This is a genomic window from Streptomyces sp. NPDC017676 (assembly GCF_044329325.1).
In the GTDB taxonomy this organism is placed as follows: Bacteria; Actinomycetota; Actinomycetes; order Streptomycetales; family Streptomycetaceae; genus Streptomyces.
On sequence record NZ_JBIRJA010000021.1, the window covers coordinates 154813 to 166994 of the forward strand.

General features: G+C 69.8%; 1 protein-coding gene (running past one end of the window). It reads right to left on the minus strand.

The genetic code is table 11. From position 1 onward, the window contains the following. Positions 1 to 12182 carry the 3' end of a hypothetical protein gene (locus ACH4LD_RS36175; protein WP_398057281.1) on the minus strand. The gene runs 20989 nt beyond the window's last position, so the window shows 12182 of its 33171 coding nt (coding positions 20990–33171); its start codon lies off the right edge, out of view; its stop codon occupies positions 1 to 3.

Consider the following 12182-nt stretch of genomic DNA (forward strand, 5'->3'; position numbering starts at 1 on the left):
TCAAGAAGGGTCAGCCAGCCCGGCAGCTCTCCTGTCCCCAGCAATAATCCCCGCGATAGCTTGCGCTATGGCGTTTATGTCATGTTCGCTCCACAGATGAGAGTATGACCGCAGATAATGCTGGACGTCTTCTATAGTCAATCTTCCTCGCGCCCAGCCCAGATCGGCGAGCCGGCCGTTGACGGCGTCTGCTAGCGCTTCGCCGTCGATGAGGCTCCACCTGGTCGCAGTGGAATCAGTTCGAGGCTCCTGCCGCTGATCTCCGGCGACGGCAGGTCCCACGGTTGGAGTTCGAGGGAGCGGTCGCCGAGGCACGTGTGCCGAACTCTTCAACTGCCGCTGGAATTCCAGCCGCAGAAGATTGACTTGCACCATGACGTCTTCGCTGTTCCCCCAATCAATGCCATGAGGTGCGGAGCGCTCCCCCACGGAAATACCAATGTCGTGCCCTGCCTCAGCATCCCGAACCCACTGGGACACCATAGCGCTTTTACGGAACGCCGCCTCCAAGTTGTCACGGTAGTTTCCGACTCGCCGGAGCTCCATAACTACCCGCGGTCTACGAGGGTCAGGCCCGTCAAAATCCAACGCCACTTCTGCGGTCTCTAGTTCCTCAGACTGACCCACCCGGACAGGAGGCCGCTCCTGGAGGGCACTTTGCAGATATGAGCGAACGGAGACACCTGTGGCAGAATTCTTCGAATCCAGTACTGTATCCCAAGGATTACCCACTTTTTTCACCCATGGGTTCGTCTCCTTGAAAACAAGATCAAAAAATGTTGAGATGTGCGACTCGTTCCGGTCGATGAAGCGTTGCACCGGTCCCGGGAGAACCGCACGCACGTCAGCCAGAGGCGTGCGACTCACAATTGCTATCTCATTCTTGCGCAACCCGGTGTTCTTGATGTTGTGAACAGCCATTCCCGCTGACTGAACATAGAGCAAAGCAAGATAACCCTGCAGCATCCTGGCGTCGCCTTCCACGTCGGCAGAAATAGAGTGCGACGCCGTACCAGCTCCACCTCCGGCGTACCAGCCCGCAATGCGCTCTCCGAACAATTCTCCTGCCACGAGATGATCAGTCCCCATCTCACGCACGCGCTGCTGCAGAGAGTACTCTATGACTGTACGCAGGAAGTGTGGAAGGCCTTGGAGTGTGACCCCTACCGTGAACTGGGCATAGACACCGTTTCGCAAATCACGGAACCATAGTTCTCGGTAGTCTTCAGCGACGTTGAATCCGTCTGATTCAGGGAACATCTCGTGCAGGCTTCCGCCCCGCTCCAGTCGACGGAACACATCCTCAACAGCCCGCTGCATCTGGAGCGCGTCCACTGGGTTACGCTCCCCTTCTAGAATTCTATGAGGCCGCGTCACTACCTCAATGATGGAGTGCAGAGTCCCTTCGGAGTCGGCCCTTGAATCCACCTGCAACTCAACGAGATCACTTGAAGCGAGCTTTTCCTTTTGGAAGAGATACGCAGGAATGAGACCCTCTTCAGACATCTCGTGCGCGGCAAAACTCGTTTCGTATTCGTCTCCCTTCATACCTGCATGCATTGCGGCGATGCCTCCGGTCACCAGGATCTGGGCTATGGCCTCGCCGCGTCGTCGCATTGGCAGGACCTCGTAACGCGGCGGCAGGTCGATCCGGGCAACGTCGCTCTGAGTGGGCAGGGGCAGATCCGGTCGGAGTCGACTGAACTCCCGCTGGACTTCGAAGAGCAACAACCGCCCGATCAGTGCGTCGGTGTCGCTGGACTCCTCCGAGGACCGGACATCTGCCCGTAGTGGGGACGAGTTGCCCCGTTGAGCGTCAACGATCCGCTGGGCGGCGCGCACCGCGGAGTCGTGCGCCTCCTGAGTACCCGGCGTCAGGTGGCCGGCGACTTCAAGCAGTGCATCGCGCATGGCCTGCCGCTGTGCTTCCTCCGCCGCGCCGTGACCTATGACCAACTCGAAGTCGGCACCCTCAGCCGTGAGAAGAGCAGCCGCCTGGGCAAGCACACTCCGCGGGAACCCGTGCGCTTCGGCCCCTTCTTGCTGGTCGTCAGAAGCCTCGCTTCTGTCCACCCTAGCCTTGCCCTTCACCGCGCCGCCGGAGGCTTGCCGGACCGCCCGACCGAGTCCCGACTGGTCCCGTTCCCGGACCGCGACGTCGGGCCGGGAAGACCGCTCGGCCTCTGGCTCACCGGTGCTCCAGGCAAGCACCGCACCCTCGTGCGCGTCCGGGTCCTCGGGGGTTACGTGCAGACCGTCCTCGGTCGCCCGCAGTTCGTACGACACGAGGCTGTCACCCTCGCGCGCGACCAGTTCGGTGAACGCGTCCTGGTGCTCGGCCGGCTGCCACAGGCGCTCGACGCGTCCCGTGGCGCGGCGCAGCAAGTGGCCGCTCGGCAGATGGACGTAGTCCTCCCCGTAGCCCACCCAGCCGTGCGGGGACAGGACCTCGCCCTCCGGAGTCTTGACCTGCCCCGTCCGGCTCACCTCGTACACGTGCGGCCGAGCCCCGTCGGCCGAGGCCGGCCGCACCAGGCGGTAGCCCTCGGGTACCTCCGTCCGCCCCTCCCCGTCCGGTCGCGGCGCGGCAACGGAAACAGACGTCTCCGAAGCCGTGCGCGAGCGCACGGAGTGGTCGTCCGTGTTGCGCCGTGGAGCGCTGTCCTCCGTGATCCGGCCCGCCGTCGGCGGCCGGTCTCCGGACTCGGCTCCACGCACCGTCCGTGCCTCGCGGCCCGTGGACTGTGGAGCCTGCTGTCGGTCCTCGCTGCGGGAGGTCGCGGATGGTACGGATCCGCCGGCCTCACTCCTGTTCCGGTGGAGCATCTCCAGCGCCTGTTCCATGGTCAGCGGCGCACGGCCTTCAGCGAGACGCTCACGGTTCACCTGGTCGAAGGCCCCGAGGATCCGGGCCACTACCGCGGGCTCGGGGTGTTCGTCCGGCACACCGCTGTGGCGGCGCATGTCTGCCAGCAGTATTCGGGTGCCGTGCCAGAGGTCGTCCAGAGGGTGATCCTCGGGGCCGTGCAGAAGCGGTTCGACGTTGTGGACCGCCCACACGTAGTCGGCTAGATCGGCAGCCCGTAGTACACGAGAGACGAGCATGTTCTCGACCCTCGCGATCTCAAGGTCACTCAGTGTCGACACGACGTCGGGCCCAAGAGCCTTCGCCAGGTGGCTCAGGAGAGGATCGGCCTCGCTCTCGGTGTCGGACGAGCTGTCGTCGAAGGAGCCGTCGTCGTCCGAGAGCCGTGAGCCGTCCTCGTCGTGACCGCCTTCGGACCCGGCGTGGTCGTCGTCCGGGAGACGAGGGGTGTCTTCCGGCCGGAGCCGGATGCCTTCGTCTTCTCGGGACGACGCGGACTCCGGCTCCCCGGGGAGCCGCAGCGTCACCGCCGTGGAGCGTTCGCCCAGCCACCGGCCGTTGTCCCCGGAGCCCAGCGGAGGGGCGCCGGCCGTACGGACAAGCATCTCCGTCACGTCGTCCGGTGGTGTCACGTCCCTGCCGGAGCGGGTCGTGTGGGAGCGTGCGGCGGTCGCTCCGCGCACCTGGCCGCGCAGATCCTCACGCCGGGCCAGGAAACGCATCACCGCGCGCCACAGGAGGTCGGGATCGGGATGGTCCGCGCGCGCGACCGCCTGCGCGAGCTGTTCCATGTGCAGGTCGCCCTGGCGGTTGTAGAGGCTGCGCACGGCGGTCTGGGCCAGGTCCTGCGCGAACCGCAGTGTCCTCGCCCGGGGCCAGGGTGACGCGTCGGCCTCTGCGGGAGCGGCCAGCCAGGAGACCGCTCCTCCTTCCCGGTAGCCGGTGAACTCGCCGACGGTGGGAGCGCCCGACGGACGGGAGGTCGCACGGCGCCGGAGGCCCTCCATAACCGTGTCCATGATCTGTGGCCCGGTGCGCAGCATGACGGACCGCCTACGCACCCTGTCGAGCGATCCGTGATCTCCGTAGCGCTGGGGGGCGCGGGCGAAGAGGTCCACCTGCGAGAGCCCGTAGTTCGCTTCGACCGCGTTCTCCAGTTCCTGCACGAAGGCGTGCCGGGGCGGGGCGAGCAGCACATCGTTGGCGCCCTCGCTCCTGGCGAAGAGATCGCCGTGGCGCGAGGCGAGGTCCCTGATGTCGATCAACGAGGTGAGCTGATTGTCACCGTCAAGGTAGAGCCCGCCGAACTCCTTGACGATCTCGATGCGCAGGATGTCGCTCGCCGCGGCGTAACCGGGTCCGGTCCTCTTGGCCACTTCTGTTCTGAACTGGCCGTTCAGGGGCATCGGGCGTTGAGCGTTGAAGACCTCGTCCACGTTGACGAGCCGGATACCCGCGTCGGTGGCCCAGGAGACGAGCCGGGACACGGCGAACAGCGCCGGATCGTCGCCGACGGCGTCCGGACGACGCAGCACGGCCTGTATCTGCTCCCTGGGTACGTCGGTCCACAGGACGAACGTCGCGTCGTCGCGGTGCTGGGTCGCGGACCAGCTGAAGCGTCTCCAGAAGGTCGCGGACGCACCGGCGGGGCTCAGGGTCTCCCCCAGCCAGATGGCGTGGACGAGCAGTGGGGTACGTATCGTGCGGGAGTTCACCGGCGGGGCGATCAGCCCCTCCTGGAACGGGTGGTCGACGTCCGGGTGGCTCACACTGTGGAGCCCTTCCGGAACGGCGGGCCAGCTCCGGGGATCCATCTCCGGGCTGAGGGTGTCGGCCAGCATGTCGGTCAGGTGGAGGAAATGCACGTTCTGGTCGACCGTCAAGCCGCTGTAGTCGTAAGGGCGCCCGTCGGTGTCACGCAGGAACCGGGGGACGGGGGGCAGCTCCCGGTGCCCGAACAGGTCGGGACCGAGGGGACCGACGTCCGTGACGCGCACGTCGGAGATGCGAGCCGACCGCAGCAGGTCGTCCGTGAGAGCACCGACGCCCTCTTCACCGGTGGGGTACGGCGGCAGTTCGGAGGCCGCTCGTCGGACCCGCTCCCTGAAGTCGTACACGGCGGCGCGCAACTCTTCGTCGTCGTCAGTGCCGGTACGGGAGGCGTTCTCCCAGTCGTCGGCCGCTTCCAGCACGGCCTCGTGAGCCGCGGCGTCCCGGGGGGCGGCGCGCAGCCGGTCCACGGCTGCGGTGATCCGGTCGAACTGCGTCGAGTCCGCCTGCCCGGCAACCGTCCGCCGCCAGGCTTCCGCGATGCCTTCCGCACCGTGCGGGACTGCTGGTCCGTCGGTGGCCACGACGTCGTCGGCCGCCCGCGTGCCGCCCCCGGCGGGGTTTTCGGCAGCGGGCCCACGCCCGGTCCGGGCGGTCGCGGTGTCACCGGCCCCGCCGTCCCCGAGGAGATCCCGGGACCTGTCCCGCCACCACCGGTCGACCAGGTCGCCGAGCGGATCGCCGCTCGCCGCCCCCCGCCGCGACAGCTCCTCCGCGAAGTCGTAGCTCCGCAGGGCCGTGTGCAACTGCCGGGACCGGCCGTCGGCGGACACAGCCGCACGAAGGCTCTCACGGGTGAGTCCGCCACCGGCCTGGCGCAGCTGCTCCGCGAGGGCCCCCACACGATCCTCCAGCGCCGCCCTGAGACCGCTCCGCACGGACGAATCGGTGTTGGCCATGCGGACATGCGGCGCTTCGTGAGCGGCTCCGGACTGGACGATCCGATCGGCCGCCCGGGCGGGAGCGGTTTCCTCTGTCCCTTCAGAGGGTCGACCGTCCGCCTGTGAAAGGCCGGTGCTGCTCGGTGTGTCAGGGCGACTCGGCGCATAGTCGACCGCTGGAGGGCTGTCGGACCAGGTCCCCGGATCGTCCGACTGGTATCCCTGGGACCCCTCCTGTGAGTCGTACCCCTGACCGTAGTCGTGATCGCTGGACCATCCTTCGTCCGAGCCGGTGGGTTCCTCGCCCGGTTCCTGGAACAGGACCTCCGCCGCCTGGTGGTTTCCCTCCGTCCAGACGATGCGCGTTTCAGATGCTTCCCACACACCTGTGCGGTCCAGTTCGGAGTCGTAGACGCTCACCAAGGCTTCACTGGGTACCAGCCTCGTGAAGGCGATCTCTTCCTCGTCCCAGGTCCAGTGCCCCGCCGGCTCGATCTGCTCCAGGCTCGCGTTGACGTCGACGCCCGTCCTCGCCGTCGGGTCGGAGCTGAGCGAGGCATCCACCTGGAACCGGTAACGCGCATCACCGAACCACAGATTCGGGTTGCGTGACGTGGATATGTACTGGGAGCTGGGACCGGTGAGTTTGCGTGCGTGCTGGTAGAGCTGGCCTGCTTCACCGTCAGCGCGGAGGCCACGACTGAAGATGAGTTCCGGGTCGGCGTTCGTGAAATGCCAGAGAACTTCCCCCTCATCGCTTTCGACGATGTCCGCACTGTCGTACGCGTGGACCACCGAGTAGTCGACCGCCGCCGGTGCTTCGTGTTCGAACGGGGTGCTCCGGGAAGACCGCTCGCGGGATACGGCCGCATGCCTCTGTTCGAGGCCGTTCGCGCTGCCGGCCGGGCTGTCGGTACGCGGTCGCGGTGGCTGAGCATGGGGAGCGAAGGTCTCGGCGATCTGACGGAGGTGGTCGGGGGTAAGGACCATGTCCCGTCGCATGGTCCCGCTGCTGAAGCGGCCCATGACGCTGGCCTGGCCCGGTTCGGGTGCCTGTGGTTGGCGGCCTCCGGGGGTAAGGAGCATGTCCGGGACAGAGTGATCGTCTCGCACGCCCAGGCCGTGAACGATCTCGTGCACGTACGCAGCCGGGTGGACACCGGTGAACCACACGTTCTGCACCATTTCACGCGGTCCGGGAAGTCCGGAACGCACGGTCACCACGCTGTGAGCGCGTGCGACATCATCGGTGAACTCCACATCGACGCGCAGCAGCGGGCCCGGTCCGTCGGTGATTGCCGGGACCGGGACGCGATAGCGGATCCCGTTGACCATCACGTCCAGTTGCTGCCGTACGGCCAGCCTCAAAGACTCCAGTGCCACGGGGTCGACACCCTGGGACGGCCGCAGGTGGAGCCGCTGGGTCATGCGCAGTTCGCCGTCACCGTCACCGTCGCCGGCCCGCCACTCCCACGAGTAGTTCACCCGCGTACGCTCGCCCGCCCAGCGAGTGTCCCGCGGAGTGCCGTCTTCGTTCCGGTCATACACCAGGCCCCGTCGGTAGGGTATCCACCGCTCCGTCCGTACCTCCCCCGACGACACGGCCCGTACGGGCTCGCCGCGCACCCCGGTCGTGTTCGCCGCGGCCGGCAAGAGCTCATCGGCGGCCGCGTCGGCTGCCGGTCCGTCGGTATCCGGACGCACCCCGTCAGCGGAAACGGACGTCTCCGACGCCGTCCCCGGCCGGGCCGGGGCGTGACCGATGCCCCTGCCGTCCCTGGTGCCGAGGACCGAGTCGAGGGACGGTGCGGATTCGTTGTCCTGCCACCACCGGTCGACCAGGTTGCCGAGCGGATCGCCGCTCGCCGCCCCCCGCCGCGACAGCTCCTCCGCGAAGTCGTAGCTCCGCAGGGCCGTGTGCAACTGCCGGGACCGGCCGTCGGCGGACACAGCCGCACGAAGGCTCTCACGGGTGAGTCCGCCACCGGCCTGGCGCAGCTGCTCCGCGAGGGCCCCCACACGATCCTCCAGCGCCGCCCTGAGACCGCTCCGCATGGACGAATCGGTGTTGGCCATGCGGACATGGGGTTCCGCCTGGGGGTGCTGGGCAGCGGCGGTGGTGTGGTTGCCGGCGGTGGGCGGCTGGGCGGTCTTGTGGAGGACCGCGGTGACCTCGACTCCGAGGCGGTCGCTCATTCGGCGTGCGACGTTGGTGAGCCAGGTCTGCGCATCGGCGGCCTTCAGGCCAGGGCGGATCTTGTCGCTCATGTAACGCCCGGACTTGTCGCTGACCTCCCAGCGCTGGGCCGTCCTCTGGTACGTGAGCTCGCCGCTGATACGTGCGGGACGGACGCGTGTGGTGCCCGTGCCGGGGTCGAACCCGGCGGAGACGGTCGGGTGCCCCTGGTTGTCGAGGTCCTCCTTGAGCTGCTCGATGGTCAGGTCGGGGTTCTTCTCCCGCATCGCCTGGTGGAGCCGGCTGATTTCCTCCTCCGTGGCGACCGTGAGGAGCCGGTCGCTGCCGATGAGAATCCTCCCGTCCTCGTCGACGGTGAAGTGCCAGACGGCGTCGGTGCGTTCGAGGAGCGTCGGTTTGAATTCCTCCAGCGGGTACCACAGAGGGTTGAGCCGTACATGGCCCTGGTCGTCGTACTCACCGTCCTTGACCTTCTTCGGGCCGGCGAGAGGGCCGTACGTCTCGTCGATCTCAGGGCTGCCGGTGTGCGCGACGTGTGCGCCGGGGGCGATGCGCGGGCCGTCGGCCCTGTGCGCGTCGGTGGCGGGAGCGGACGCCTTGCGCGTCCCCTCCGCCGCGTTCGATGCCTCCGCGTCGGCCGTGAGGTTCGCCGTGTCGTCGGGTCGGGAGGTGAGGACGGCCGGGTCGTGCGCCTCGACGCGGTTCCGCGTGCCGTCCCCCGTGGTGGCGTTCTCCCCCGCGTGCCAGGACAGCACCGTGCCCTCGTGCGCACCGGAGTCCGTGGGGACCACGTGCAGGCCGTCATCGGTCGCCCGCAGTTCGTACGACACGAGATCTTCGCCCTGCCGGGCGACCAGCTCGGCGAACGCGTCCTCGTGCTCGGCCGGCCGCCACAGGCGCTCGACGCGTCCGGTGGCACCACGCAGCACATGACCGCTCGGCAGATGCACGTAGTCCGCGCCGTCGCCCACCCAGCCGTGCGGGGACAGAACCTCACCCTCCGGGGTCCCGACATGCCCCGTCCGGCTCACCTCGTACACGAGCGGCGCAGCCCCGTCGGCCGACGCCGGCCGCACCAGGCGGTACCCCTCGGGCGCCTCCGACGTCGTCCGCGGCCGGGCCAGGAGGTATTCCGTCCCGCGCCGGTAGAGGACCGCGGTGCGGCCGGGGACCGCGTCGCCGGGGACGTGGGTGAAGGAGGTGCCGTCCTCGGCGACCACGGTGAGGGTCGCCCGGTAGGAGGCGGCGGCCAGTTCCACGGCGGCGCGCTCGTTGCCGGTGTCCCAGTGCCGGGCCGTGTGGAGCTGGGTGCGGATCAGGGCGCGTTCCTGGCCCGGGGTCAGGGTGACGTGAGCGGGGAGCAGGTCGCCGGCGTCCCGGAAGCGGGAGGCCGTGGCACGGTCCAGGACGACCCCGGCGCGGACGAGTTCGTCCCGGGTGAAGGGGACGCCGCGGTCCAGGTGCGCCGACGCGGGCAGGGGACGGGCCCGCACCAGCGAGACCGGTTCGCGTGCGCGGTCGAGGGCCGCGTTGCGGGAAGCGGCGGGCGTGGTGTCGCCCGGCTCGCGGTGGAAGGCGGCGGCCAGACCGTCCCAGAAACCGTTGCCCGCGCTGTCGCCGGAGGGTTCGCGCAGGTCGTGGACGGTTCCGTCGGGGGCGGTGAGCCGGCCGGGACCGGTGAGGCGGTAACGGTCGGCGGCGGTGGCGGACGCGACGCCGGCCCAGGGTACGGAGCTGTGCGCCGGGCGCGGCGGGGCGGACGGGACCGCCACAGGCTGCTCGGTGGCACGGGACGGGCCGGCCACAGGTTCCTCGGCGGGCGGCCTCTCCGGTGCGCGGCGCGGTGCCCCCGCGGCGGCGTCGCGGCCGTCCGGTGCCGTCCGCGCCGCTTCCACCGCCGCCACGGCCGTGTCGGGGACCGTCGACTGGAAGTGGCGGTCCGCGAGGTACAGCACGACGTGGGGTGTCCGCCCCTGCGTCGCGGCGCCCTCGTCTTCGGCCTCCTGCCGGGCGGGCGGCTCGAAGTCCTGGAAGCGGCCGTCCTTCTGGACCACGGTCACCCGCACCCCGAGGGCGCGGGCGGCGAGCGCCGGCAGCAGGTCGGCGGCGCCGTGGTCCCAAGTGCCCGGGTCCCCGGCGGCCGGGTCCCGCCGCAGCTGGAGCACGGCCAGGCGGGCGCGCTCGGGCGCGGACAGCTCGTGGTGCAGGGGCATGTGGCCGGTGTCCTGGAACTCCCGCAGCTCCGGGGAATCTTCGCCCAGGTCGATCCCGGCGTCGCGCAGTTCGGCCGGGCTGAAGGTGTCCTTGGTGTCCGGACCGGCGAAGGCGAGCAGGTCGGCGTCCTCGGTGCCCTCCAGGCGCGCGGCCAGCAGGTCGCGCAGCCCTGGGGCCGTGTACGGCGGGGCGGCCAGGGGCGCGCGGCCGTCGGGGCCGCCGGGACCGAGACGGCGCAGTCCGTCGGCGAGGGCGTGGTAGAAGGAGCCGCCGTCGCGGGGCACGTCGCGCAGAGTGTGGCCCGTGCCGTCGGGGGCGGTGAGCGTGCCCTTCCCCACGGTGTAGGCGGCGGGCCGCGCGGCGCTCTTCGCCGTGGCTGGCGTGAAGTCGACGGCCGGCGGTTCGGGGACGCGGGCGCGTTCCTCGGCGGACAGGCGGTACCAGCGGGTGAGCCGGTCGGTGGCGGCGCGGACGCGGTGGAACTCGGCCGCGGCCCGGTCGGCCGCTTCCCGCGCGCTCGTGAGGCCGGACCAGGCGTGGCGCAGCTCCCCCCGGGCCGCGCGGAAGCGTGCTGTCGCGTCGCGCAGCCTCAGCCGCACCGCCGGTTCGGCACCCTCACCGGCCCGTGCCCGGGTCAGGTCCTTCTTGGCGGCGCTGCGGTCGTGCTGTGCCCGTGTGTAGGCGGCGCGGATGTCCGGCACGGTGCGGCGGAGCTTCCAGTACGCCTTGTCGGCGTCCGCCCAGGCGGTGCCCGCCTTGGCGACCTTGGACCAGGCGTCGGCCACCGGCGGGGGGAAGTTGTCGTCGGTGACCAGCCCCAGGTCGCGGGCGATGTCCTCACGGACCCAGGCGATGATCTCCGTTTCGGCGGAGACCGCCTGGGGGCCGGGACGGCTGGGGCCGAACGGGCCGAGGTGCTCGTGCATCCAGCCGCCGACCGCGCTGTCCTTGAAGCTGCGTTCCACTTCGGCGACGCCGACCCAGCTGGTGGGGATGGCGAAGAGGAAGGCGCGGGTGGTCTTCGGTTTCAGCGTTGCCTGGTCGGCCGCGCTGCCACCGTTGCGGACGGCGTCACCGTCAGCGGCTGTGTACTCGGACGCCGACGCGGACGGGACGGCTGTGCCGGCGCCGCTGGTGTCGAGGGAGGGGCCGCCGCCGGGAACCGGCTCGTAGGCCCCGGATCGGATGACGGAGGCGTCGGCGCCGGTGGTGAAGCGCTCGGACACGACCATGTTGCTGCTCGGTTCGACGGTCAGCAATCGGGCGCCGGTCAGATCGGGCCGCGAGTGGAGACGGAATTCGCCCTGGGCGCCGCCCAGGAAGCTGTCCTCCGTCAGCCCCGCCACCCGGTAGCCGTCGGCGGTGGTGCTTCTGTGGAAGAAGGACACGAGCGCGGCGTCGGACGTGCCGGCGTGCAGGGTGAGGGCGGGCGCGGTGCCCGGGCGGGTCAGGGAGGTCCGTCGGGCCTTCTCCAGCGCATCGCCGAGGCGGGGACCGGACAGCTCGGCCTGTCCGGCGCGCGGGCCCGCCGAGGCGCCGTAGGCCCGTGCGACGGCGATCTCCCCCATGGCCCGGATCACGTGCGGGTGGGTGACGGCCCGGACATCGAAGCCCTGTGGCGGCATGTCGAAGGGCGCTGCCGTGCGCCAGTCCGCAACCCGCGAGCTCAGCGCCTCACGTTGTTCCCGCGGGTTACCCCTGCCCGGTTCCCAGACGGTGACGGCTGCCGACGGGGGGACGATCTCCGGGACGCCCAGCGGGTCGGCACCGGCCGGTGCCCGGTCACCGCTCCGCGGCTCGGCGGGAACCGCGAGGCTCAGCGGCAGCAGCTCGCGCAGCGTTCCGACGGGGCCCTGCACCGACAAGGTTTCGTCGTCACCGTATCGAAGCGTGATCCGCGCCTCGTATGCCCTGCGGAACTCGGCATGCGGTCCGCTGTGCTCCGTCCGGCTGCTCCGCAGCCGCGCCTGCGTGCGGGACTGCGCGGCCTGCCACGTTGCCGTGCCGGTTTCCGTGTAGGTGGGGCCGGCGGCGCGGGCCACCTTGTTACCGGTGCGCACGCCCTCGCTGACGCTGAGGCCGACGGCCCGGATGCGGGTGTCGGTCCTTCCCGTTTCGGTCGTCTCGGTGGCCTGGCGTCCGTCCTTGAACGTGATGCCGTGTCCGAGACCATCGAACAACGGGGGCCCCGCGA